The sequence below is a fragment of the Robinsoniella sp. KNHs210 genome (assembly GCF_000686105.1).
GTDB classification, from domain to species: domain Bacteria; phylum Bacillota; class Clostridia; order Lachnospirales; family Lachnospiraceae; genus Robinsoniella; species Robinsoniella peoriensis.
Genome location: NZ_JMLZ01000002.1, coordinates 3250064 through 3276736 on the forward strand (window position 1 = coordinate 3250064; position 26673 = coordinate 3276736).

Sequence of the window (26673 nt, forward strand, 5' to 3'; positions counted from 1 at the left end):
CAGGCAGACAAGGAGCTACCATGGTTTATACAGAAATGAACAGTGGATTTCAAAAAAGCAAGGACTATCTGGTATGTGTGGATTCTGACGGATGCGCTATGGACACTATGGATATCAAGCATACCGCATGTTTTGGTCCCTGTATGATAGCCGAGTGGAATCTCACCCCTTTTAGAGCAGAACTGCTCAGGCGCTGGAATCAGATTAACCTCTATACCGTGACAAGAGGCATTAACCGTTTTAAGGGTCTTAGCAAAATGCTTCAGGAGGTAAACACCTCTTATACCCGGGTTGAAAATATAGATGCTCTTGTCCGGTGGGTGGAGGAAGCCAGTGAACTGTCCAACCGTTCACTGGCAAATGCAATAAATGAGAATAACAGCCCGATACTAAAAAAAGCATATGCCTGGTCACACGCCGTGAATCAGGCAATTGCCAAACTGCCACGGGAGCAGATAAAACCCTTTGCAGGTGTTAACCGGGCTCTGGCAGCTGCCCATCCGTGGGCAGATATCGCCGTTGTCTCTTCTGCAAACCGAAAAGCCGTTGAGGATGAATGGTCCAGATACAATTTGATTGAACATACTGACCTGGTTCTGGCACAGGATGCCGGCACAAAAACCCACTGCATTAAAGAGCTATGCCAAAAAGGCTATTCACCGGAAAACATCATTATGATTGGCGATGCCCCCGGTGACGCTGACGCTGCACTGGATAACGGAGTTCTGTATTTTCCCATTCTGGTGCGGCTGGAGCAAAAATCCTGGGAAACATTCCTTCATACAGCCCTTCCGAAATTTCTGGACGGCACCTATCAGGGAAAATACCAGCAGTCACTTTTAAAAGCTTTCTACGATAATCTATCTGAATAATAGGAGGAGCAAATGGTAAACTTAAAAGAAAAGCCTTATTATCTATCCGAAGAAGACATCCGCTGGGTAGAAGAAACAATACAAAATATGACGGATGAAGAAAAAGCCGGACAACTTTTTGTAAATATGGTTACTGACCGTGATCCGTCAGCATTAAAAGAAGTTATGAACCGCTATCATGTAGGTGCAATCCGGTATCACAATGCTTCAAAAGAAGAAATCTATGAGCAGAATAAAGTCCTCCAGGAAAACACAAAGATTCCACTCCTGATTGCCTCCAACTGCGAGGCCGGCGGTAACGGGGGTGTTGATGGAGGTACCGCCATTGCAAACGGTGCTGCCGTTGCAGCTGCCGATGATGAAGAACTTGCCTATGAGGTGGCAAAGATTGGCGCCCTGGAGAGCACAGCTATTGGCTGCAACTGGAATTTTGCGCCCATTGTGGATCTTCTCTATAACTGGAGGAATACCATTGTACAGCTTCGAGCATTTAACAACAGCCCTGATGACACCATCCGGTATGCCAGAGCGTTCCACAAAGGTACCAGAACGCAGAATATCGCTACCTGCTGTAAGCATTTTCCAGGCGATGGTACGGAGGAAAATGACCAGCATCTGTTAATGGGCATTAACAATATGACCTGTGAAGAATGGGATGAGACTTATGGAAAAGTCTATAAAACATTGATAGATGATGGCGTTATGACCATAATGGCAGGACATATTGCCCTCCCTGCCTACAGCAAAAAACTGTGTCCCTCCATGCAGGATAAAGATATTCTCCCGGCAACACTGGCTCCTGAACTGATTAACGGACTGTTAAAAGATAAATTAGGATTTAACGGGCTTGTGGTAACCGATGCCTCACACATGATTGGCATGTATGCAGCAATGCCCCGCCGGGAACAGGTACCGGGAGCAATTGCCGCAGGCTGTGATATGTATCTGTTCTTCAACGATATGGAAGAAGACTTTGGCTACATGCTGGAGGGTTACCGCAAAGGCATTATTACCGAAGACCGGATGAACGACGCACTCCACCGCATTTTAGGTATTAAGGCCGCACTGGGACTGCACAAACGTCAGGCCTGCGGTTCTCTGGTACCTCCACAAGATGGAATTTCTGTTGTAGGAAGCGAAGAACACCACAGGGCCGCGGTACTGGCGGCGGACAAATTTGTTACTCTGGTAAAGGATACCGGGCACTATCTCCCCGTAACACCTGACAAATACAAGCGGATAAAGCTGGTATTTATATCAGGTGAAGGTACGGTAATTGCCGGGAAATTAACTGCTGATAACAGCGATGAGATTAAGAAGAATCTGATCCGGATATTAGAATCCAAAGGTTTTGAGGCAGACGGGGAAACACCTCCCCAAAAGGGTAAAATGGAAGATTTCAAGAGTAAATATGATGCCTGCCTGGTTGTGATGAATGTGGTTGGTTTTGCACAGTATAATACCATGCGCATTAAATGGGCTAATCCCTGCGACCAGCCCTGGTATGTCTCGGAAATACCTACGGTCTTTTTATCCCTTGGCTTTACCAATCACCTGATTGACGTTCCTATGTCAAAAACATATATCAATGCCTATCTCAACTCAGATGAAGCCATAAATGCAGCAATAGAAAAAATGATGGGAATATCAGAATTCAAAGGACGTTACAACGAAAATGTATTTTGTGAAAGATGGGATACACGGATCTGAGTCCGGAGGAGGTCTGAAAAAAAGTGAATATATCTCCTTTCTTTCCAAAATTTTAAAAAGATGTCTGCACATACTTTTTTGTGCTATAATCTAACATATCATTTTACTAAATAAAGGGGATGTTTTCATGAATCTGATAGATGCAGTTTCTTCTCTGCAGCTTTTTAAACGAAAAGAAACACCAAAAAAACTAACTACCGTTTGGGGCGAACAGCTTGACCCGGAGCACGTATTGGAGGAATATCCACGTCCACAGCTTAAGAGGAATGCCTGGATTAATTTGAATGGCTATTGGAATTACCGGATTACGAAAGAAAAGAAATATCCCGGGAACATAGGGGATCAGATTCTGGTGCCTTTTTCCCCGGAAGCAAGCCTTTCCCAGGTAAACCATATGCTATTGCCTGATGAATATCTGTGGTATGAAAAAAGTTTTGATTTGGAGGACTTTCCCTCCCGGTATCCGGATAAACGGCTTATACTCCATTTTGGTGCAGTGGACCAGACCTGTGCTGTCTGGTGCAATAAAAAATTTGTATGCAGCCATCGGGGTGGCTATCTGCCATTTTCAGCAGAACTCACACCCTATCTGCGCCAGGGTGTAAATACAATTACGGTAAGAGTACAGGATGAAACGGATACTTCCTTTCAAAGCCGCGGAAAGCAGACCTTACGTCCGGGCGGTATGTTCTATACTCCGCAGAGCGGAATCTGGCAGACGGTATGGATGGAATGGGTGCCCGAAAATTATATAACAGAGTTAAGCATTACTCCGCTTTTTGATGAATCTTCCGCTATTGTGGAAATTACAATGAAGGAGGACTCTTCCTGCGAAAAGAAAATTGAAGTGTACGCAGATGGCAGAGAAGTGTACTCCGGGCAAACAAAGTCAGGCATACTTTCTATTCCCATCCGTGATCTTCGTCCATGGTCACCGGAGTCACCTTTCCTATATGATCTTACAATTACAGCCGGAAATGACAGCATATGCAGTTACTTCGCAATGCGCAAATTTTCTGCCCGTACGGATTCTAAGGGAATTCCCAGACTCTGCCTGAACAATCAGCCTTATTTTCAAAACGGGGTCCTGGATCAGGGCTACTGGCCCGACGGCTTGTACACGCCCCCTTCTGACGATGCCATGATCTTCGACATACAGTCTATGAAGGATCTGGGATTTAATATGATCCGCAAGCATATTAAAATAGAACCCCTGCGCTGGTACTACCACTGTGACCGTCTGGGAATGATTGTCTGGCAGGACATCGTAAATGGAGGCGGACGCTCTTATCTCACTTTTTTGTGCTACCTGCCCACACTTCTTCCTTTTGTAACCGCACATTTTAAAGACAGCCATTATAAACTGTTTTCACGCTGTGATGCAAAAGGAAAGAAACTATGGCTGCGGGAATGCAAATCCACAGTCCGGCATCTCTATAACTGCCCCTGTATTGGTCTGTGGACTGCTTTTAACGAAGGATGGGGACAATTTGATGCCGTAAAGGTCACAAATCTTATTCACTCTCTGGACAATACCCGTCCGGTAGATCATGCAAGCGGCTGGTATGACCAGCACTGTGGTGATATCAAAAGCGTTCACAACTACTTCCGCCCCATCAAGGCAGCGCTTGACAGCAGGCCTTTTGTATTATCTGAGTATGGCGGTTATATCTGCCATATACCGGAACATTCCTATTCAAAGCAGGTATTTGGTTATTTAAAATGCAAGGACACCCATGAGTTTACCCGTAAGTTTTATGACGTCATGAAGGAAATCAAAGAAGCCAATAAAGAAGGACTCTGCGCCGCAGTTTATACACAGGTCTCAGATGTAGAAGAAGAGGCCAACGGATTGTTCACCTACGACCGCAAGGTATGTAAAGTGACCGATACCCCCCATGGCCAGAAGCAGCGGTAATGACATATCCTGCACCAATAGTCGTCTATTATAATTACTTATATAAAGAATCCTGTACAGCAAAAAAGCGGTAGTTTCACTGATAACAGTCAAACCACCGCTTTTTCATATATTTTTCATGCCTGTTTCTTATATAATATCTACTATCTTTGTTCCATGAATTTCTTTAAATCCCAGCTTCTGATGCAGTTCTTCTACATTTGCGCTGGTAACTCCGCCGCCCGGCATGATAATAATTCTTTCCCCTGCATAATCCAGCAGTCTTTTTAAGTTATCCACATTGTCCCCGATTTTGGTGCCGCCTTTTCCACCATGGGTCAGAATCCTGTCCACATGATGTGCGCAAAGCCAGTCAATGGCTTTTGGCTGAAGATCATAAGGAATCTGGTCAAATGCCATATGGAAGGTCACCAGAAGGCCTTCTGCTTCAGCCAGCAATACTTCCAGCATTTCTTCATCCAGCCAGCAGTCTTCTGTCAGCGCACCAATAACAATACCTGCTGCCCCGGCTTCTTTTGCAATTTCTATATCCCTTAACATCATCTTTAATTCTATGTCATTATAGTGAAAATTTCCTTTTCTGGGTCTGATGATACACATAACAGGAATATTTTTTTCTTTTCCCAGATTTATCGCCGCCTCCATTACACCCAGGCTTACGGTGGTCCCCCCCTCTGCCAGATTATCACAGAGTTCTATGCGGTTACCTCCATTTTTAATTGCATTTGGTATATCCGTGTAATTTTCCACACATACTTCTTTTATCATTTTATCCAATTGTATTACAGGCTTGTACAGCAATTCATATCGCTTAAATTTACAATAGCGTGTCTGAAAGCGTGTTTAAAAGTCTGCATAACATCCTTTCCATTTAATTTTTATGCGCACGCTCACTGATCATCTCCAGCGCTCCTGCATCCAGCGTAATTTCATCTAAATCATTTATATTATCCAGCACATCATCCAGCATATAGGAGAATGCCTCTGCACCTTCAAGTTCTACGTTTTCATCGTCGTCATCATCTTTTCTTGCAAAAAATCCCATGCTAAATTCCTCCTGATTATTGATATTTTATTACTATTTTAAACTGAATTGTAACACAGGCATTTTCTAAATTCAATGTAAAACCTGTGAACTTTTTATTATCTTACACAAATACTTGATTCTATTTGTATTATATATTATAATACAAATAATACATAATCGTATATAGAAACCGTATGAGTAAAATAACAAAGGAGGGTTCACATGCTTATAACATTAGACTTTTCCAGCTCTGTCCCCATCTATGTCCAGCTGCGCAATCAAATCGTAATGGGTATCGGGAAAGGACACCTTAAAATTGGTGAATCCCTTCCCACTGTCCGCCAGCTTGCACAGGATGCGGGGGTCAACACTATGACGGTAAATAAAACGTATCAGATATTAAAACAGGAAGGCTATATTGAAATTGACCGCAGGCACGGTGCCAAGGTGTCATCCTGCCTGGATATGAATCAGGAATTTGAAGAAAAACTGACTTATGAACTGGAGCTGCTAAGCGCCCAGGCTGCATTAAAAGGCTATGGTAAAGCAGAATTTATGGATATTTGCAGCCGGATGTTTGACGAAATGCATGTGACTGCATGTGAAGGGAGCGCACTATGATGATGACAATTATTATATTATTTTGCAGTATTACAATTCTGGCTGCCTGCCATTTCACCTATAAGTCTGCTGCAAAATATAACGGGAATCTGCTGCTGGGTGTAACACTGCCTGCATACGAAGCGCAGTCTGTTGAAGTTATGGCAATTGTATCCGCTTTTAAAAAAGCACTGAATCTTCATTCCTTGATCGGAGCATTACTTCATATTCCCATTTTTATTATATTATGGTTCTCCTACATGTCGGTATTTTTGATTCTGTATATACTGTGGTGTGTTTATTACATGGGCGGCTGTATGTACCTCTATAAAAAGTACTTTTTACAGCTTTATAATATGAAAAAGGAAAAGAATTGGTTTAGCGGTGAAAAACTTCATATAGCAGTCATTGACTCCCGTGTAAGTGCAGCAAAAGACAAAATGCCAGTAACCGCCTGGTGGTTTGTTCCTGCATTTCTCATCTGTATGATTCCGCTTTTATATCCCGGAGGACTTTCCTATTTCCAATCAGGTCTCGGTGGCTTTTTTCTTTTTCTGCTGCCATTTTTGCTGAAAATTCTTTTTCTTATTTTATACAACGCCTTTGCCAAAAGAAGAACTGTCACCTATAGCAAAGACTCAGACCTTAACATGGCCTGCAACAAAATGACAAAACGCTGCTGGTCCATATGCTGGATTCTGATTGCCATCATCGATTCTCTGTCTTTCCTGGTGCTGGACTGGATTATCCTGTCAGACCGTTTTCAAAGCACCTTTCTCTTCACAGCTTACATCCTGATACAGTCCCTGTGTATCTTAATCCTGCTGTATAGTGCATCTTACGTACGTAAACAGAGAATTTTACTGCTTTCTTCCGATAAGGAACCTCTGATGGTTGATGAGGATGACTACTGGAAAACGGGGTCATACAACAATCCCAACGACAACAGCCTGATTGCTCCCTGCCGCTACGGATCTAATCTTTCGTTTAACATGGCGCGGCCTGCTGCCAAAGTTATTACAGGCGGCCTTTATGTTTTCACTGCAGTTCTTTGTATCTGGCTGAGTATAGTATTTCTGCGGTTTGATTTTATTCCCTTCGATCTGCAGATTAAGGGAGAAACTGTATTCATTACGGCTGCGGAATATGATATACAGTTTCCATTATCCGAAGTGCAGGAAATAGAGTTAACCGACCAGGCTCCGCAGGGATCTTACTACAAAAATAATGGTGTGAACGCGCAGCAATACTTTTTGGGGAATTTTAAATACAAGGAATATGGGCAATGTAAAATGTATTACTACCGGGAATATACACCTGTTATAAAAATTAAGACAGCACAGTTTATTGTATTTTTTAATACAAAAGATAGTAATAAGACAAAAGATATATATCGGGGATTAGAGAAGGCTTTAGGGAGATAGGATGAGGGATGTTGTAACCATTCCCTCTTTACACTCCCCTTGACTTCCCCCATATAACTGTTTATGATACTATTAGTTATTAAACTAACTAATGCCTCCCGGCGTAAATACGTCGATATATAGTGCCTGATATCTGCATTAGGAGTGCGTCTGTGAACCGACGGCGCAGCGGGGCTGCGACTAGACTCGCAGACGTACAACTGGCAGGGATAGGGGGTGTTATATAGTGGCGTATTTACGCTGGGGCACTACCATCAGACAAGGGAGTAACCTATGAAAAAAACAAATATCAAGTACCAGACCTATGTTCAGATCCTGAAAGAAGAATTAGTTCCCGCCATGGGATGTACCGAGCCAATCTCGATTGCCTACGGAGCTGCAAAAGCCAGGGAGATACTGGGGTGTATTCCCCAGAGGATTGAGATACAGGTAAGCGGTAATATTATAAAAAATGTAAAGAGCGTGATTGTTCCAAATACCGGAGGATTAAAGGGCATCTCTGCCGCAGTCATCGCAGGGGTAATTGCCGGAAATGCTGATAAAAAACTGGAAGTCATCTCCCAGGTGACGCCGGAAGAAAAAGCGCTGATGAAACAGGCACTCACTGATATTCCCGTTGTGGTAAAAGAAGCCGTCACTGACAGGATTTTTGATATTATACTCTTTTTCTCTGCTGAGGAATCCTGTGTAAACCTGCGCATCAGTGATTACCATACAAATATTGTGTACATTGAAAAAGATCAGAAAATACTCTATGAAGCTGGCGTAACTGCACTGGCTGAGACACATCTCACGGACCGCAGCCTGTTGGATGTGGAGAGTATTGTAGAGTTCGCAGATTCAGTGGACATCGATGATGTCAGAGAGGTTCTGGATCGACAGATTGCTTATAATTCTGCTATTGCCGAAGAAGGTTTGAAGGGAACTTACGGAGCTAATATTGGAAATGTGATTCTCTCTACCTACGGCAATGATATTAAAGTTCGTGCCAAGGCTGCTGCGGCTGCCGGCTCTGATGCCAGAATGAGCGGATGTGAGCTTCCTGTTATCATCAATTCCGGAAGCGGGAATCAGGGCATGTGTGCCTCTCTTCCGGTAATTGAATACGGCAAAGAACTGGGGGTAAGTCATGACAGGCTGCTTCGTGCTTTGGTGGTATCGAACCTGATTACCATACATCAGAAGACCGGGATTGGCAGATTGTCAGCATACTGCGGCGCTGTCAGTGCCGGCTGCGGAAGCGGTACCGGAATCGCCTATCTTATGGGCGGGGACTTCAAGGTTATTGCCCATACCCTGGTAAATTCCGTGGCAATTGTCTCCGGCATAATCTGCGACGGGGCAAAGGCTTCCTGTGCCGCCAAAATTGCCGCCTCTGTGGATGCCGGCATTCTGGGTTATTATATGTATAAAAACGGAAAGCAGTTTTACAGCGGCGATGGTATCGTTACAAAGGGTGTGGAAGCTACTATCCGCAATATCGGGATACTGGGTAAAGAGGGGATGAAAGAAACCGATAAGGAAATCATTAAATTGATGATTCAGGAACCACAGGATTAAGATCATGGGGACTTCAGAATAATAGAAAGATTTTCAGCTGTTACGTTTGGATTCATATAATTTGTATGATCTGGTTAAAAAGGCAGGTTCGGTATTTTCCATACGGGAAATACCGAACCTGCCCATTTTATTTTACAGCTATTCTGCCTTCCGCAGATCACTGTACTGTGCTTCCAGCCATGGCTTTAATGCATCGGCTGACATTGTGTGTACTTCATTATTGTCAGATGTCTTGACGTAGTAATCACCGTCTTCCGTTTGATTTCCAATCTGAAGTATTACCTGTTTTACTTCTGTTACCAGTTTTGTACTCTGGGTTTCGCTCTCAGACTCTTCTGTCTGAACGTCATCCGCTTCCGTGGTTTTAGTTCCAGGCTCAGTACCAGGCTCAGATGCAGACTCAGATCCAGGCTCAGATGCAGTCTCAGATCCAGGCTCAGTTCCAGGTTCAGATGCAGGCTCAGATGCAGGTTCAGATCCAGGCTCAGTTCCAGGTTCAGATGCAGGTTCAGATCCAGGCTCAGATGAAGACTCAGCCTCATGGGTCACCGTGTAATCCAGCGTAATGACTGCTGAAGGGTCTTTTAGACCGTACTGATCCAGGTTCTTACAGTCATAGTCAATATAATCCTTAAAGTTCAGGCTGGTCACATTGGAAAGTAATTGGTTAGACTTGGTTCCATCTGCTTCTTTTTTCTTGTTTTTACTGTCTTTTACACTCCACGTTGCCGAATCATCTCGGGATGATTCTAGTGTAAGCTGATTGTCTGTCTGGTCAACTACTGCTTTAATGATGGTATTACTGGTGATGCTTGGGAAGGAACTGTCTACAACCAGATCATACAGTTTTCCGTTAAAAGCATTTGCAAAGGTACTGCTTACGGTATAGATATGCTCGGGATTATTCATATACATATAATAATCACCAGTTGTTTCATTTTCATTTCCTATATAAAATACTGTCTCTACACCATTATTACTGATCACCGTAACGGTATTACTGGGCTCTTTAAGACCATAATCATCCAGATTCTCAAGCTGTCCCAGATCTCTTACGGCTTTAATATCTTTAAAATTATCCAGAAGTGTTTTCACTTTATCCTGATCTACCGGAAAGTTTTTATCTTCTGTATAATACCAGCTGTTATTTTCTTTTTTAAACTCCAGCTTTTCCTTATCAAGGATATATGTGAGTCCTGTTATATCAGATTCCTCAATGGAAGTTACTGCAACGCTGGTATCTTCTGTTTCTGATTCTGCCTCCTGCTCTTTATTATAATTTTTCAGGCAGAAATACGCTGCAGTCAGAAGAATTAATACAACAAGAGCAGTAAGTAACCCTATTAATTTCTTCTTTTTCTTCATTATCGTTTTCTCCTTCTAAACCAGATTACTCCGCCTGTCAGCAGACAAATCAGCGGCAGGATTACAATCGCAAGAGAACTTAAGAATGCAGAGGCTGCTGAAGTAATTGTCAGATAGCTTACCTGGGTACTCTTACTTGGAATGGATACACTTGCCTCCTGATCACACATCCAGCTGAGTGCATTTGTCAGAAGCTCCGTATTGGCACCGGATACCGCACTGTCAATCTGTTCATTTAACATATTACCGCTTGACAGGTATACCAGTTTTGTTTCTTTGTCATCGACCGTTTCCGTAATTGCAACACCCAGATCATATGCGCCTGATTCATCCCCATCTTCTTTGGACAGGCTAGTCATGTTTTCTGCATCCTTTTTTATATACGCGGAATCTGACGTGGTAAGGAGGCTGCTGACGTTAACCGTATCTCTTTTATCATCCAGTGTTTTAATTCCCTGGGCTACCGGCATTAAAACAAAACGGCCGCTCAGGCTGCTTACTACTTCCTGGCTTCCGATATTTGGAAGGAGGTATAACGGATTTCCGGAAGCATAATGATTCGCATCTCCTTCAATCACCACGCCGCCCATTGTCTCTACACCGTATTCCTTTAATACGGATTCGAAATTAGGCATTTCCGTACCGGTATAGTCTGATGCAATCATTGCTTTTCCGCCTGCTTTTAAGTAATTAATGATCTTTGATGCCTCATCTGCCGAAATATCCTTGGTTGGGGAAAACAGGAACAGACAGTCCGCATCTTCCGGTACCGACTCCTGGGATACCAGATTCAAATCCTTAATCTCTATATTTTCCTTTTCAATTGCAGACTTCATCGTAGTGCTGACGGATGCCTCATCATGGCCTCCCAGTACATACATTACCGGAAGTTCTTCCGATGTGACATAAGAGATGGCACTGGTTATCTGGCCCTCTCCGTCAAATCCGGTAACCTGGGAAGAATATGTGCTGTAATCTACACTTGTTTCATAAATGTCACTGTAATTAATAACCTTGTTTCTCTTTTCTCCAACCACAATAATACTGTTGCTGCTGACCTTCTCATCTGTATACTGAGAAGCAAAGTTTGGATACAGCGCCGGATCCTTGATTTCAACTTTTATATGGGAAGAGAGGTCTTTATATCGGTCCAGAACCTCTTTTAAGGTACTATCCTCCTGCCCGTTCTGTGCAATCAGGTAAAGGGTTACATCACTTTTTAACCCCTTGATAATTTCCTCCGTCTTGTCTCCAATCGTATAGAGTTTATTATCGCTGAAATCCAGTTTTGTATATTTACCGGGAAGCTGTCCGATCACCAGGTTAATTACAATTACAATGGCTATTACAATCACCGTAATGGCTATGCTGTACGAACCATTTTTTACTTTCTTGTTACTCCATTTCGGAAAAATGTTTTTTATTTTCATGATCTGCCTCCTCTAGCTCCAGCGTCTCTTCTGTATCGACTGTACCGTCAAAAACAGAAAAACAGCAATGATTGATAAAAAGTATATGATTCCTCCGATATCCAGAATTCCACTGACAAAATTGTCAAAATGACTGGAGATATCAAATATACCCAATACCTTCTGTATTGCTCCTTCAAAGAGGCTTTGTTTTACAGTATATAGAACCAGCAGTGCCGCCTCTCCTATAACTGCCACCAGGCACACCGTAAATAAATTCTTCATCACCATGTAGATAATTCCGCAGCAAACAAGAAGTACCGCGGTAAATGCAATGAGGGAAGTAATTGCCGTTTCCGAAAAAAAACTTTTAATGCCGCTCATCATATAACAGATAAACAGCACCACAAAGGTTACTACTGCTGCTATAATCTGGCTCTCAGTTATAGATGATAAGAAAATTCCTATTGCGATATTGGCACATCCCAAAAGGAAAAATCCGATCACTGCAACGTAAGCCATTTTAAGGGATACGGAACCAAAATTTTTTAATATAATCGGATAAATGCAAAGAATGATCATAGGAATCAGGAAGATCACGATTAATGCCGTAAATTTCCCCAGTACAATATCTTTCACAGAAAGAGGGGATGTCAAAAGCAGCTGGTCTGTCTTCTGTTTCTTTTCTTCCGCCAGTACCCGCATGGTCAATATTGGCGTTATAATAAGGAATACAAAGGTTATTGCAGATAATGTATATCCAAATACCGGATATCCCATCTGTAGATTATAAGCAGTAAAATACACTCCTGCCAGTAGTAAAATAAATGCGATAAATACATATCCAGTCATAGAAGTAAGATAAGATTTCACCTCTTTTTTACAAATCGCTGTCATGAGTCTGCTCCTCCTCTTCCATATTCTTTTCCTCTTGCAAATCATATTCCTGCCCGGTCAGGGCCTCTTCTTTTGGTTCATCAGCCGCTGATGCCGGTTCACCCTGTGATTCATTCTGATCTTCCTCTTCACCGCCAGCTTCATCTGTCAGTTTTTTATCATCTGCTGTCAGCTCCAGGAATACATCTTCCAGGGATACCCTGGTGGACTTCATCATAAGAATCGGACATTGCGCATGAGCCATTCCATAGAAAATTTCTTCTCTTACATCTGCCTGATCCTTTGCTCTTACTTCAATATCCACCGTATTTTCTTCATCAGACTCCCGGAAACTCCACTCGTCTATATTCTCAATTTCATTTAGAATCTGCTCCGTCTCTACTTTTGTTCCTTTTACTCTCAGGTTCAGGGTCTCACTTCCCTGCATCAGCTTACTCAGGTTCCCGGGTGTATCACTTGCAACCAGTTTGCCATGTGCGATAATCATAACATAATCACAGACTGCACTTACCTCTGACAGGATATGGGAGCTCAAAATGACTGTATGCTTTTTACTCAGACTCTTAATTAATTCACGAATCTCAATAATCTGCTTTGGATCAAGTCCTACGGTAGGCTCATCCAGTATTATGACTTCCGGATATCCCATTATTGCCTGTGCCAGCCCCACTCTCTGGCGGTAGCCCTTTGATAAATTCTTAATTAAGCGGTTCTTCATATCCGTAATCTTTGTCATTTCCATGACTTCGCTTATCATATCCAGACGTTGATCCTTAGGGATTTTCTTTAATTGTGCAACAAATTTTAAATATTCCCAAACGGTCATATCAAAATAAAGAGGTGGCTGTTCAGGAAGATATCCGATACATTTTTTAGCCTCTTCCGGCTCCTCTAAGATATCATGCCCATTGATGCTCACGCTGCCCTCCGTTGATGCAATATAGCCGGTAATGATATTCATTGTAGTCGATTTTCCGGCTCCATTCGGGCCTAAAAAACCGTAGATCTGACCTTTTTCAACGGAAAAGCTAAGGCCGTCTACAGCAAGATGATCTCCATATCTTTTGACTAAATTCTTTACTTCTATCAAACTTCTTCCTCCTTTTTCATTCACATGGCAACTTCCCGGCAACCCGTAATTACCGTTAATTACTTATCTAAATTACGAGATAAATGTGTTTTTTATTAGATTAAAATGTGTTTTTTCTCTGAAAATTCTGTGAACACCAAAAAAGAGCTGCCACTTTTCCCTATTAAGTGACAACTCCCATTATTTCTATTAGCGCCAGAATACGTTTAACCTCTGGCTAATCAACTAATCAACCGCATTTTCTTCTGCTGTTAACATACTTATCCTTTTTTCTTTTATTGGAAACCAGCTCCATAACTTTTGCCTTGTACTCTTCATCAATACTGATTCTGGCAAGGCTGACTAACCGATAGGTATCCAGATGATATGGCAGACTTTTATGAAGCGCCAGATCCACCAGATACTTTGCCGACTTAAAACTGCTGAGATGCGTATGTCCCTCTTCAAATCTCTTATCTGTATTATGTACCACAAAACCACCATCTGCACGGTATACCTTGAAAGATTGTTTCGAATAAATTTGATTCATAGAACATTCCTCCTGTTTAATTTTGTCGTAAGCAGAACACAGTCCGCTTTTCCTGATTGTAGCAGTTAATCATAAAACTCAAGTCTGTTTTTTGTAAAATCTGTGTCAGATCTACGTTGTGGAATTTCCTCTAAAAGCAAAAGACAAAAGCATTGTCCTTTGTATAAGACTATGCCTTTGTCTTTCTATTATTAACCTTTATAGTAATTTATTAAACAACCTTTCAGGATGATGGTTCTTTCATCATCTGTCAGTTCGCCCATCTTAAGGGTGAACTCTTTCATTGTGTCACCCACTACATAAGCTTTAATCTCAGTTGCTTTGTCTTCTATTGCCTTACGCACATCCGGTACATAGATATAATCTCCGTTTTTAAACGGAAGATCACCTTTATCAACCAGGAATGGAAGCATTCCCCAGTTAATCAGATTGGAACGGTAACGCTTTGTCGCATATTCATTTGCGATATTTGCCCATCCTCCAAGTACTTTCTGACAGGAAGCTGCCTGTTCACGTGCAGAACCATCACCCGGTTTTACGGCGAAAATGGTACTTCCGATTCCGGTATTCTGCTCATTTGCATCCGGGTATAAGGTATGGATGGTATTTACAACCGGTTCCAACTCTGCCAGGGCATCGTATGGTGCACCGCCGGTAAGTCTTGCTTTTTCAGCTGCATATACCTCTTTCGCACGTCCAACATAAGCCGGGTCTTTTCTGGAAAGGGTAAATTCAGCCAGTCCCAGTGGGTTGGAACGGTAAGATGAAGTCTCTCCGGAAGGAATCAGCTCATCCGTTGTGGTAACCGGATCATGAATCTCACATACTACCTTGAGGATCATATTGTCCGTAAGTGCAGACATTGCAGGCCAGTCTTTAATGTTCGGTCCGAATTTAATTTCAACAGAAGGATCTGCAATCCCCTTGCTGTCGAATACACGGTTTTCATATATACTCTTATCAAAGAAATATTTTGGTTTGCTGTAATTTACATCCACATCCGTTGCCGCTGTCAGATATCCTTTGTTTGCAGCTGTTGCCGCAATGGAACGGGCATCCATAAGTGCTACAGAAGAAATCTGTCCGTTCTGAAGCTTACTTCCTTCTCTGTTAGGGAAGTTTCTGGTGGAATGACGGATACTGAATGCATTATTCGCCGGTGTATCACCTGCACCAAAGCAAGGACCGCAAAATGCCGTCTTCACAATGGCTCCTGTTGCCATCAACTCTGCTAGTCTTCCATTTTTAGCTAACTCCATATAAATCGGCGTACTTGCCGGGTAAATGCTAAGGGTAAATTCATCAGATCCAATACTTGCACCTTTTAAGATGTCTGCTGCATCGCAGATATTTTCGAATCCGCCGCCGGCACATCCTGCAATAATACCCTGATCTACATAGAGTCTGCCGCCGCGTACTTTATCTTTTAAAGTAAAGTCTACAGCTCCGTCCAGGCTTACCAGCGCCTTCTTTTCCACATCAGCAAGGATATCCATTAAGTTTGCATTTAACTCCTCAATGGTATATGTATTGCTTGGATGGAAAGGCATTGCGATCATTGGTCTTACCTGGCTTAAATCTACATAGACCATACCGTCATAGTAAGTTACGGCTCCCGGTGCAAGTTCCTTATACTCTTCACTTCTTCCATGAATGTCATAGAAATCCTTAATCTCACTGTCGGTCTTCCAGATTGAGGACAGACAGGTGGTCTCCGTAGTCATAACATCAATGCCGATTCTGAAATCAGCAGTTAACTTATCAACTCCCGGTCCCACAAATTCCATTACTTTATTGTTTACATACCCATTGGCAAATACGGCTCCGATAATTGCCAGTGCAACGTCCTGAGGTCCAACACCCTTAACCGGTTCTCCCTCCAGATAAACACCTACTACTCCGGGCATATTAATATCATAAGTTTTTGACAATAACTGTTTTACAAGCTCCGGACCGCCTTCACCCATTGCCATTGTACCTAAAGCACCATAGCGGGTATGAGAATCAGATCCCAGAATCATTTTTCCTCCGCCTGCCAGCATTTCTCTGGCAAACTGGTGAATAACTGCCTGATGAGGAGGAACATAAACCCCGCCATATTTTTTCGCACAGGTAAGTCCGAACATGTGATCGTCTTCATTGATCGTTCCGCCAACGGCACATAAGCTGTTATGGCAGTTTGTCAAAACGTATGGTACCGGAAATTTTTCAAGTCCGGATGCACGTGCTGTCTGGATAATACCAACAAACGTAATATCATGGGATGTGAGCTTGTCAAATTTAACCTTCAGCTTTTCCATATTTCCGGAAGTATTATGGCTTTCTAAAATACCATAAGCAATTGTATTTTTGGCAGCCTCGGCTTTTGCAGGAACGTTATCGCCTAATTTGCTTTTTAAAACGGCAGCAGCATCGGCATTATCTTCCACGATTTCTGTCCCGTTCAACAGGTATACGCCATTATCGTATAATTTTACCATTGATAGTTACTCCTTTTCTATTTTGTTTCCCAGAACCTGTCTGAGACAGATTCTGATTTATCTTAATTTTAAAAATCCTGTATTTCCATATATTTCATATAATTTACAACCATGAGGGCAATCTTGAACGTTAATGCATCATCAAACACGCGGATATCAAGACCGGTGCTCTTCTGGAGTTTTTCCAGACGGTAAACTAACGTATTACGATGAACGAAAAGCTGTCTGGAAGTCTCGGAGACATTCAGATTGTTTTCAAAGAATTTATTGATGGTCATCAGGGTTTCATCATCAAAGCTATCCGGCATTTTTTCTCCGAATACTTCCTTCATGAACATCTGACACAGCGGAATCGGAAGCTGATAGATGAGTCGTCCAATACCCAGTGTATTGTATGCAATAATATTTTTCTCAACGTAGAAGATTTTCCCCACGTCCAGCGCCATCTTCGCTTCTTTATAAGACTTCGATACCAATTTAATTTCATCCACAATCGTTCCGTAAGCTATACGGACACTGGACATAGCCTCAGCATTTAACATGTCTCTAAGCATCTTGGCAATCTCATCAATATCCTCATAAGTATCCTCCGGCTTTAATTCTTTCACCAAAATAATACTTTTTTCATCTACAGCAGTAATATAATCCTTCGGTTTTGATGCAAACAGGCTTTTTACTGTCTCCAGTGCATTGTTATCCTTCTCATATTTTGTTTCTACCATAAATACCACACGTCTTGCTTCCGTTTCAATATGAAGCTTCTTTGCGCGGTTATAAATATCTACTAATAACAGGTTGTCCAGCAATAAGTTCTGGATAAAGTTATTCTTATCAAAACGTTCTTTATAAGCTACAATCAGATTCTGGATTTCACAGACTGCAACTTTTCCTATCATATATGCATCTTCGCTGGAACCCTTGGCAATCAGCACGTATTCTACGGTTCTCTCATCAAATATCTTAAAGAAATGATATCCCTGTATAACCTGACTGTCAGCTGCAGAATCAGCAAACAGCTGCACAGTATCACCTGCGATGTCATTGTCTGCAAATGTCGTAACGACCAAACGGCCCTCCAGATCCATGATACACAAATCAATCCTGGTGATTGCACGTAATTCGTCAATAGCATTTTGTAAAACCTGGCTTGAAATCATTCTTTCACTTCCTCACTTTGTAAATTTATACAGATACTATAAAACATTTTCGGGAAAATAGCAAATGTTTTACGCATGTTTCCCCATCACCCCATAAATAATTCCATGGAGCGGTTCCAGATTATCCCACACCACACGGTTCGAATCCACAGACTTTTCTCCGCAGTCAATGATACCGGTATGGGATTTAATGTCTTCCATTTTTGCCTCCATAGCCTTCAATTCCGTGGGCGCAAGTCCCTTTTTCACATCCAGCATGGATCCTGCAAACTTGTCGGCGTAAACATGGGCGAGAATTTCTATCGCCAATGAATGCCTCTTAATTTCCAATTCACACCCAAACTTTTCCTTGTATCGTCCGAGGGCATAGTCCGCAAGTGCCAGCGAGCCATTGCCTTCCTCATCCAGATAATCTTTCAAAATCTGGTCGCATACAATACGCACCCAGCTCTTCTCATATTTAACCGAAATGCCCCGGTATTCTTTTTCCCATTCCACATCTGTTTGTGCATTGTTTAATTCATCCATAAAGGCTCCTTATATCATCTTCGGTATTTCTATCTGATTTCCTTACATATGTCTGCATATTTATTCATTTATCTGCATATGGTAATTATTTTTATTAAATCTTATTGTTATACTTATTATGTTCTATTATGAAGGAGATATTTACTGCCGTCAATTATTTTCTTGAATAATCAGGTATTTTGCCCTTTCATAATCCTTTTTTTCCACAAAGATCTTATACTGTCGTTCGTAAGCAGGGTCCACGCCGGCACTTCCAAAATTTGCTCTTGCCGTACCTCTTCCAGGAATCCATTGTCCGCCGTGATTGATGACTTTATAATCGTATTTAATCTTTTCCCGGTCCAGAATGTCACGGACACGGTTCATTTCAACCAGAGAGTAACCTATATAAACATCACTTTTATTAAAACTGAACATTTTATTGCCCTCCTGTCATTTTGGATTTCTTCCTATTATAATATTACAATATTTCAGACCTGATTGCAATCTTTGTTCGGGTACCTGCCGGATAAAGTTTAAATTGCAATACCTAACATGGGGGAATTCCCTCCGGTACTGTGGCTGCCCCTTCTGATGCAAGCCAGAGGGTACGCTGGTTTTTCACCGGAATCAGGATAGTAACTGTTGTTCCCCGGTTCTCCTTGCTTTCAATTTTGATTCCGTACTCACTTCCATACAGCAGTTTCAGCCTGTCAGACACGTTGTTGATACCTATTCCGCTGAAATGATCTGTTTTGGCATTTTCTCCTGTTAATTTTCGCAGGTTCTCGTCTGCTATCCCCACACCATTATCGATAATCTGAAGTTGAAGCTTTCCACTGAGCATACGAACCAAAATCTTGATATTTCCCTTTGCCTCATAAGGAAACGCATGAAAAAATGCATTTTCCACAAATGGCTGCAGTATCATCTTCGGTATTTTGCATTCCTCACATCCGAAGGTTACAAAATATTCCACCTGTATTTTATCACCGTATCTGGTATTATTTATCAGCACATAATTTTTCAGGTTTTCTATTTCCCTTTCTATGGTAATATACTCGTCCATATTGCTGATTGTACTTCTCAGCAGAGCAATAAAGGCATCTATAGTCTTGGTTGATTTTTCAACATCTCCCTGAAAAATAAGCCATTTTATGCTTGCGAGGGTATTATAAATATAATGCGGGTTTATCTGCATCTGCAAAGCCGCAATCTCCGCCCTGCGTTTCTCCTTCTGGATTGTCAGAAGCTCACCGATATATCTGTTTAGCTCGTCCAGCATCTCATTGTATGTACAGGATAATTCCTCAATTTCTCTAGATCCCGTAAGTTCTATGTGTTCATCATACCGGGTCTTTCTGGCATTTGACATTTTATATACCAGTTTGGACAGGGGGCGTGCTGTCTGTCTGGTTATGAAGAATATTATGATGCTTGCCGCCGCCATAATGCCTCCACAGATAACCCAGAGCAACGGTTCATTATACAGGTTACCCAGCGCTTTCTGGGTGTTGATAATGCCATATGCCGTACAGTGATAATAGGCAAGTTTTTTTTCCAGTACCATACCCGGATTCTTTTGTGGCATTTGCTTCCAGACCATCTGCTTATCAGAGGAAGAAACAACCTTACCTGTCTGATCCACCATATAAAACTCCGCATATTGTGAAGTAAAATATTCATAATACCTCTTAAAATCTCTTTCTTTAAGTGTTATGTATGCCACCCCGTATGGGACTTCACTTCCGGTTGCCCTGAGCGCTTTTACCGCCATCATCACCGGCGTATTTCTGGTCGTTGAGGTATAGCCGTTTTGTTTAAATATATACTGCACCGTCTCAGGATTTTCCAGTGCATATTTTGCTTCTTCCGAACCAATAATTTCTGAGACAGGCGTTATTATTGTTTCTTCCCGGTTGAGATAACTCTTTCCGCTCTTGCTGACTACCATGGCACTGATATTGTCCATACTTGAGGGGATTGCTTTCTTCATGTCCTGATCAGCCTTATACGTTATCTTAAATGTAAACTGAGGGCTCTGCGCTCCGTCATGCAGGTACAATTTTAAATTCCAGCTGGAATTTAACGCACTGAACAGCTTCATCAGATCTTCATGATAATTATTCAGTTCATGCTCGATCCTTAAAAACACTTTCTCCTGGGACCTTATATAGGTATCTACAAATATTTTTTTTGACATACCGATAATGACTGCAGTAACTGCAAGAATGGCACACAGAATTCCGGCAGTCACAACTGCAAGAATTTTAGTAACCATGCTGTTGGAGTGCACTTTTTTTCCTGTCCATATGCTTCTCTTCATCCGGATCACCGACTATCCCTTCTGTATGCACTGGGTGTTTTACCTGCGATTTTCTTAAATACCCTGCAAAAATAGCTGTGATCGGAATAACCTACCACAGAGCTGACCTGTGCAATAGAATATCTGGAATCTTTCAGAAACTCACAGGCTTTCTGTATGCGGATTTTATTGAGATACTCACTAAATCCCTCGCAGGCATGCTGATTGAAATAGGCGGAAAGATAGGAGTAACTGAAATTAAATTCTTCTGCAAGATTTTGCAGATTCAGTTCTTCTGTATAATGTTTCTGGATATAATCCAGTATTTTTCCAAGATATACATTCTGGTCCTCCTCCGTGGTCTCAAGGACCGTCTCTATCCTATCAAGCATCTCTTCATAAACCTCCAGGAATTCTTCACAGCAGGATGATTTCTCAATTTTATCAAAAGCTTCCCGGCTGATTTCCTCCAATTCCTGCACCCGTTCTTCTGAATCTCCTATGAGGTTATACAGAAGATTTTTTGTCTGGTTTTTCAGCTTAAATTCCGGCAACTGGCTATTTACTGCTTTTTCGATATAGACCCGAAAAATTCCTATTGCCTCATTGTATTTATGCGATACTACCGCAGATGCAAATTTACGAAAATCAAACTTCTCCAGTGATTCCTCCTCTGAAATTTCCCGGATGCTGCACAAATGCACTCCTTTGTAATAGAAACTTTCCCGTTCCAGAAAACCAGGTGTCTGGAAATCTTTTTTTAAGTCTTCCAGTTTCTTATACTGGAATCCCAGAGTTCCCAGAATTCTCTCTGAAATTAGTCCTATCTGCTCCATAAATGCATGCAGATCCTCAATCAGCCTGTCCTCGTCCCTCACCCCATAATTCAGAATTACACATAAAGTTTCTCTGCGCAGGAGAAACCTTAAATATTTGCAGTAGGGAATGCTATTCAGAAATTCCTCTGTTTTCTCATATAACACAGGAGACATATCAACGCCGCTGCTGTCCCTGCACCGCAGCGGCAGCACAAACAGCCGATAGCAGCTGTGGGGCAGCACTCTCAGAAACTCATCCGCTCCCTTTAGTTCATGTTCATAGCCTGCCAGATATCTTTCCAGCATCTTATCCAGGCCGGAAACCGTTTTTTTCTTAAGTTGAAGATCCGGTATCTTCTGAGATACTTTTCTTACCAGCTTCAGCAGTTCCTCCGAATTAAGCGTAGGCTTCAGAACATAGTCTACCGCTCCATTTAACAGTGCTTCCCTGACATATTCAAAATTATCATAGCTGCTCAATACAACGGTTTTAATTTCCGGATACTCTCTGCTTACTACCTTAATGAAATCCAGTCCGCTCATGACCGGCATAGCAATATCACACAGAATAATGTGAGGTTCCAGTGAAGGAATCAAATCCAGTGCTTCTTTTCCATTGGATGCCTCCCCTACTATTTCATACCCTTCCTCTTCCCATCTCATCATAAATCGTATTCCCTGCCGCATGATAAATTCGTCATCTACTATCATTATCTTACAACTGCTCTCCATTTTCTTTTCCTTCTCCATTTTCTCCTTTGTTTGACATACACTTTCCCCGGGTAAAACATAAGCAAAAAAATCCGGACATATCCTAAATTAGTAAGATACATCCGGATCTATTGCTTCACCTATCAGAGCCTTGTTTAAATACGCTTCAGCGCATGTAAAACAGGTTCTAGGATCTGCTAAAATGATACAATTTTTTCCGCCGCATACTGCAGAATAACCGCTGCGTCACCACTGTCTGCTGTTCCATCCCCGTTTACATCAGCTACCAGTTCCTGTTCCTCAGTAAATGGTCTGAGCTCTGCATTATACTTTAACAGTTCCGCGGAGTCATTTGTATCTACCACTCCATTCAGGTCCGTATCTCCCATAAGGCGGGCTTTAAGAATCTCATTGATCAGCCCCTTCAATACTTCGCCGATACGCTCTGCATCTGCCTCTACATCATCATAAACCTTCCGGGCTTCGTCTGTCAATCCCTGAAGTCCAGCTATACTGCTGCCCAGATATTTTCCGGGTTCCTGTAGCATGTTATCCGCCATATCCAGTGCATTTTTAAGCTCTGTTTTGTTCCCCTTTCTCACGAGGGATGTCATGGCAGCTGCCAGTTCATTGTATGCCTTATTGATTTCCGCCTCACTGGCCTGACTGTTTTTGACTACTGCCTTGGCCGCTTCCAGTGCTGTTTTTAATTTTTCGATAGTGGATGGTGTATACTGCGCCTCATTTTTCAGCATTGCCTCTGCTTTTTGAATCAGTATGCCAAGCCTTGAGTCCTCTCTCTTTAACAGTAAACCTGTTACTGCATCCATCAGCTTACTGGCAGCCGCATTTACTTCCTCCTGATTCATACCCTCGTTTGTATATACTCTTTTTGCCTCCGCCAGGGCATTCCTGACTGCCTGGACGCTTTCTTCCGTATACTGTGCCAGACTTTCCTCGTCTGCCAGAACCGCCTCAGCTCCTTCAATTGTTGCCAGAAGACCTGTTTTCTGGGTATCATTCTCCAAAAGGTTGCATACTGTAATCAATTTCAAAAATGCCAAGTCCACTTCTTCCTGGGAAACGTCTGGCTTCTCCAGCACTGCTTTTGCCATGTTAAGGGCCTCTTCTGCGGCTGCCCAGCTGCTTTCTGTAAAGCAATTGTTTTGGTTTTGCTGTATTTCCAGTTTTTCAGCCATTGCAACTGCCAGTCTCAGGCTTGTCAGATCCGTTTCTTCTGTTTCACCGCTGCCATTCAGATCTGCAAGTGCTGTACGGATATGCAAAGCTGCCTGTTCAACATCCTTCTGACTTGTTCCCGCCTGGTAAAGAAGGGGGTGTCCGGCTTTTACTAAATCATCAAGCACTGCCAGTTTTTCCATGGGATACAAGCTTCTGTCAATTGCTGCTGCCCCGGCAAGTGCTTCTTTTAGTTCCTGTACTTCCAGTATATTTTGAATCCGAAGATAGGAAAGTACCGGATCTGGCCCGCCGTCTGCTGCCACGGAAAATGTAACATTTTCTTCCGTCTCGCAGGTGAACTCATAGACTTCCTCACTCCATGGATTTCCTCCCTTCCAGGTATTTGCCGTACCAAGCTCCGTAGTCTTATCTCCTGCTGTCACCGATACCTTCATTGGTCGGTCCTGGTTCCACCATTCTTTGAATCCCAGGTTTACACGGTAGTTACCGGCTTTAAGCGGAACCACATAGCTGATTGACTGCCCCTGGCCTGCGTACCATCCGGTGTCATAATTATCGTTTTTATCCCCGGTGTATGCGCCGTATTCCTCCAGGTATCCCCAGGTTCCATTCGTTAATTTCTGATCCGGGGTCTCATTTAAAAGTTTTGCATAGCTGTTAACCCGTGTATATTCCGGTGAACCCGGATTGTTGCAGTCAATAAAATACTGCACATTTCCTGTTACAACCTTAACCTCTACCGATGCTCTGGCAGATGTTTCCGGGACAGTCCCCTCCAGTGTTACATTTCCTGTAAAATCAACACCTTCCAGCTTCCAAACAACATTTTTTTCAACTTTGTTGCCCATATTTGTCCAGGCAGATACGGCAGCCGGCAACAGAGGCTGCACCCCGCTTACGGTATACACTGTTTTACTTTTTTCAACTTTTTCAACCTTCTCTTCCAGCGTTCCCCTTACCACTTTTGCACAGCTGATCTCCAGCAGCTTTTCATTCTGATCCGCTGCTTTGGATATGGATATGGTATGTGTACCTTCTCCAAGGCTTCCTGTATTAAAGAGAATTGTACTGCCCTCTTTATCTGCGGAAACCAGGGATACTTCCTGCGGCTCCCCGCCGTCCACGGTTATATTTACAAGTGCCCCTTCCGGTGCCTTTGTTCCATAAATTAAAGCCTGACTGCCCTCAAAGGTAAAGTCAGCCGAACCATCCTGTGCTGTGGTATACTTTCCACCTCCGAAATCATCTGCGGAATCTCCCCAGGAACCTGCATAGCTAAACTTATTAATATCTGAGGTCCACTCTTCTTCCGGCTTTTCTACATCTGCATCCACGATTTTTGCATAATTGGAGGGACTGCAGATTGCACTTTTGTCATTTGCTCTTATTACATAAGTAGATACGGAGTTTGACGGCAGTGTCATATCCAGCACACCATCTGTAACATCCTGCGTTTCTGTAAGCTGGCAGCTCTCTGAATCAGAAGTACGATAAAGCTCTGCAGCTGCAGCACCGGGAAATGCACTTAGATCCACCGTTGTGTTCCGTTCATCATCAAAGTTCTGGGCAACGATAACCAGCTCGTCACCTTCCGGTGAAATAGCTGCACACATGTTGCCTTCCTGAATATCAATCATAGTGTATCCGGCTTTCAGGTATTTGCTGTACTGCATCATGGTATAGAATTGTTTTGTCACTGCCCAGTATCCTTCACCCGGCACGCCTTCTTTCCGGTTACCGTTTTCATCCACCAGATTTGTATGGTAATCCGGCACCGGCTGTCCATCTTTTTCAAATACTGCATGAATCAGCCCCCAGTTAGAATTGGTCTGAAGACATTCATACTCACTGTCTGCCACCAGCCATGCAATCCATGCGCTAGGCTGCATATATTTAAGATCTGCCATAATTCCTTCGCTCTGGGAACGGGTATTAGCGGCATCCATAGATTCGTGGCATCCTTCATAGTGACTTCCGCCGCCTTTGGTAACCTCAGACATCCACAATTCCTTGTCATACTTTTCTGCAATCTGGCGCAGTTCCTTTCTTTCACTGTCACTTCCGCTGTATGTATGGGCACTGATAGTATCCATGTTGGCTTTTATATCATCATCCAATCTGTTAAAGGAATTAATTGACGTCCACAGATTTGTTTCATCTGTTCCGGTAATCTTCATTTCATTGAGATTCCCCTGGAACTCCTCAGCTTCTAAAGCTTTCTGCATTTCACGGTATGCACGTGACTGAAGTTCTCCGGTATTGAAAATGCAGCCTTCCTGCTTTGTGCTTCCATCATGCCAGTAATTGGTGTCCGGCTCATTCAGCGGCTCAATATAAGATACACCGACTCCATATTTTGATTTAAGATTCCGGTCTACCCAATTTGCAGATCTTGCCATATACATGGCAAAATCATCATAATAATCATCTTTCAGGTTGTTGGAATCCTCCCAGTAGCCTCCTGTGGAAGAACCTGATTTTGTCATGTAATAAGGCGGTGAATTGGAAAATACTTTGTTGATAATTGTATTTTCTTCCCCTGTTTCCCTGGCATAATCATAACGGTATTGATTCGCCTGTTCCAGCATCCACAACTGCCCTGCATCGCTCATTTCTTCTGTAGACTTTGCGTAAAAAGCATCTCCATTGAATTCTCCGCTTCCATCTTCCGTGCCGGTCATATCCTTTGTCCAGCCGGGTACCAGACCTTCGCACCGTTTAATGGAAGAATCTGCTTTGTCTCCGCCGCCTACATTGTAGCGTACAATATTCAGATTCAAATATTCCGGCGAAAATGCCATTTCCGCGATTTCCTCACGGTCAGCTCTTCCATTTCCATTCCAGTCTGCATCTCCCCAGGAGCCGATGATATTTCCCCACCAGCATAGTGATGTGCCCCATCCATCCAGTGTCTGGTAATGAATGTCCGGATTTACAGCGATCTCTCCTGCCACTTTTGATTCTCCTGCAGCCATTACAGGTATTGGCGCCATAGCTGACAGGATAGCTGATGCCCCCATAACCAGTGCAGACATTCCAGCTGCTGTCTGTTTTAATCTTTTTTTATTTCTCATATCTTTCTCCTTTTTCC

General features: G+C 42.6%; 20 protein-coding genes. 6 read left to right on the forward strand and 14 right to left on the reverse strand.

What is annotated here, in order from left to right; all coding sequences use genetic code 11:
* The first annotated feature begins 20 nt into the window (after nucleotides 1-20).
* The 3 genes from CD03_RS0121120 (at nucleotide 21) to CD03_RS0121130 (ending at nucleotide 4500) form a co-directional block, all read left to right on the forward strand.
* Nucleotides 21-872 (forward strand): HAD family hydrolase, encoded by an 852-nt coding sequence (locus tag CD03_RS0121120; protein WP_044290193.1) that lies wholly within the window; start codon nucleotides 21-23, stop codon nucleotides 870-872.
* 12 nt (nucleotides 873-884) lie between these two features.
* A complete protein-coding gene (locus CD03_RS0121125) occupies nucleotides 885-2582 on the forward strand; it encodes a glycoside hydrolase family 3 protein (RefSeq protein WP_027295340.1) in 1698 nt (565 codons plus the stop codon).
* A gap of 127 nt (nucleotides 2583-2709) precedes the next feature.
* Complete coding sequence (locus tag CD03_RS0121130) at nucleotides 2710-4500, forward strand: glycoside hydrolase family 2 protein (protein ID WP_027295341.1); 1791 nt, start codon at nucleotides 2710-2712, stop codon at nucleotides 4498-4500.
* A gap of 129 nt (nucleotides 4501-4629) precedes the next feature.
* Here CD03_RS0121130 and CD03_RS0121135 read toward each other — a convergent pair whose 3' ends face one another.
* On the reverse strand, nucleotides 4630-5268 hold the full coding sequence (locus tag CD03_RS0121135; RefSeq protein WP_027295342.1) for a copper homeostasis protein CutC: 639 nt from the start codon (nucleotides 5266-5268) through the stop codon (nucleotides 4630-4632).
* 103 nt (nucleotides 5269-5371) lie between these two features.
* Nucleotides 5372-5545: a hypothetical protein gene (locus tag CD03_RS38010; protein ID WP_156042980.1), complete on the reverse strand. Its 174-nt coding sequence runs from the start codon at nucleotides 5543-5545 to the stop codon at nucleotides 5372-5374.
* Between the two features lie 204 nt (nucleotides 5546-5749).
* On the opposite strand from CD03_RS38010, the gene CD03_RS0121145 reads away from it, so the two are divergent.
* From CD03_RS0121145 to CD03_RS0121155, 3 genes are all read left to right on the forward strand, one after another.
* The gene (locus tag CD03_RS0121145; protein ID WP_027295343.1) at nucleotides 5750-6148 is read left to right on the forward strand and encodes a GntR family transcriptional regulator; all 399 of its coding nucleotides are present in this window, start codon (nucleotides 5750-5752) and stop codon (nucleotides 6146-6148) included.
* A complete protein-coding gene (locus tag CD03_RS0121150) occupies nucleotides 6145-7551 on the forward strand; it encodes a PH domain-containing protein (protein WP_156042982.1) in 1407 nt (468 codons plus the stop codon). The genes CD03_RS0121145 and CD03_RS0121150 overlap by 4 nt, the downstream gene beginning before the upstream one ends.
* 273 nt (nucleotides 7552-7824) lie before the next feature.
* Nucleotides 7825-9111: an L-cysteine desulfidase family protein gene (locus CD03_RS0121155; protein ID WP_027295345.1), complete on the forward strand. Its 1287-nt coding sequence runs from the start codon at nucleotides 7825-7827 to the stop codon at nucleotides 9109-9111.
* A 138-nt stretch (nucleotides 9112-9249) separates the two neighbouring features.
* Here CD03_RS0121155 and CD03_RS0121160 read toward each other — a convergent pair whose 3' ends face one another.
* The 12 genes from CD03_RS0121160 to CD03_RS36320 form a co-directional block, all read right to left on the reverse strand.
* Nucleotides 9250-10476 carry a DUF4340 domain-containing protein gene (locus tag CD03_RS0121160; RefSeq protein WP_027295346.1) on the reverse strand — a complete coding sequence of 409 codons (1227 nt, stop codon included), beginning with the start codon at nucleotides 10474-10476 and terminating at the stop codon, nucleotides 9250-9252.
* Nucleotides 10476-11906: a GldG family protein gene (locus tag CD03_RS0121165; RefSeq protein WP_027295347.1), complete on the reverse strand. Its 1431-nt coding sequence runs from the start codon at nucleotides 11904-11906 to the stop codon at nucleotides 10476-10478. Before CD03_RS0121165 ends, CD03_RS0121160 begins: the two co-directional genes overlap by 1 nt.
* Before the next feature lie 12 nt (nucleotides 11907-11918).
* Nucleotides 11919-12782: an ABC transporter permease gene (locus CD03_RS0121170; protein ID WP_027295348.1), complete on the reverse strand. Its 864-nt coding sequence runs from the start codon at nucleotides 12780-12782 to the stop codon at nucleotides 11919-11921.
* On the reverse strand, nucleotides 12766-13872 hold the full coding sequence (locus CD03_RS0121175; protein WP_027295349.1) for an ABC transporter ATP-binding protein: 1107 nt from the start codon (nucleotides 13870-13872) through the stop codon (nucleotides 12766-12768). Before CD03_RS0121175 ends, CD03_RS0121170 begins: the two co-directional genes overlap by 17 nt.
* Nucleotides 13873-14101: 229 nt before the next feature.
* A complete protein-coding gene (locus CD03_RS0121180) occupies nucleotides 14102-14401 on the reverse strand; it encodes a hypothetical protein (RefSeq protein ID WP_027295350.1) in 300 nt (99 codons plus the stop codon).
* Nucleotides 14402-14592: 191 nt separating this feature from the next.
* Complete coding sequence (locus tag CD03_RS0121185; RefSeq protein ID WP_027295351.1) at nucleotides 14593-16881, reverse strand: hydratase; 2289 nt, start codon at nucleotides 16879-16881, stop codon at nucleotides 14593-14595.
* 68 nt (nucleotides 16882-16949) lie between these two features.
* Nucleotides 16950-18038 carry a PucR family transcriptional regulator gene (locus CD03_RS0121190; protein ID WP_027295352.1) on the reverse strand — a complete coding sequence of 363 codons (1089 nt, stop codon included), beginning with the start codon at nucleotides 18036-18038 and terminating at the stop codon, nucleotides 16950-16952.
* A gap of 69 nt (nucleotides 18039-18107) precedes the next feature.
* On the reverse strand, nucleotides 18108-18566 hold the full coding sequence (locus tag CD03_RS34280; RefSeq protein WP_052377902.1) for a hypothetical protein: 459 nt from the start codon (nucleotides 18564-18566) through the stop codon (nucleotides 18108-18110).
* Nucleotides 18567-18716: 150 nt separating this feature from the next.
* Nucleotides 18717-18983 carry a hypothetical protein gene (locus CD03_RS0121200; protein ID WP_027295353.1) on the reverse strand — a complete coding sequence of 89 codons (267 nt, stop codon included), beginning with the start codon at nucleotides 18981-18983 and terminating at the stop codon, nucleotides 18717-18719.
* 112 nt (nucleotides 18984-19095) lie between these two features.
* Entirely contained in the window at nucleotides 19096-20871 is a 1776-nt protein-coding gene (locus CD03_RS36315; RefSeq protein ID WP_152614274.1) for a cache domain-containing sensor histidine kinase, read from the reverse strand.
* A 5-nt stretch (nucleotides 20872-20876) separates the two neighbouring features.
* Nucleotides 20877-22418 (reverse strand): response regulator transcription factor, encoded by a 1542-nt coding sequence (locus CD03_RS34290; protein WP_081820323.1) that lies wholly within the window; start codon nucleotides 22416-22418, stop codon nucleotides 20877-20879.
* A gap of 158 nt (nucleotides 22419-22576) precedes the next feature.
* Nucleotides 22577-26656 carry a dockerin type I domain-containing protein gene (locus CD03_RS36320; protein ID WP_052377903.1) on the reverse strand — a complete coding sequence of 1360 codons (4080 nt, stop codon included), beginning with the start codon at nucleotides 26654-26656 and terminating at the stop codon, nucleotides 22577-22579.
* Nucleotides 26657-26673 lie beyond the last annotated feature (17 nt).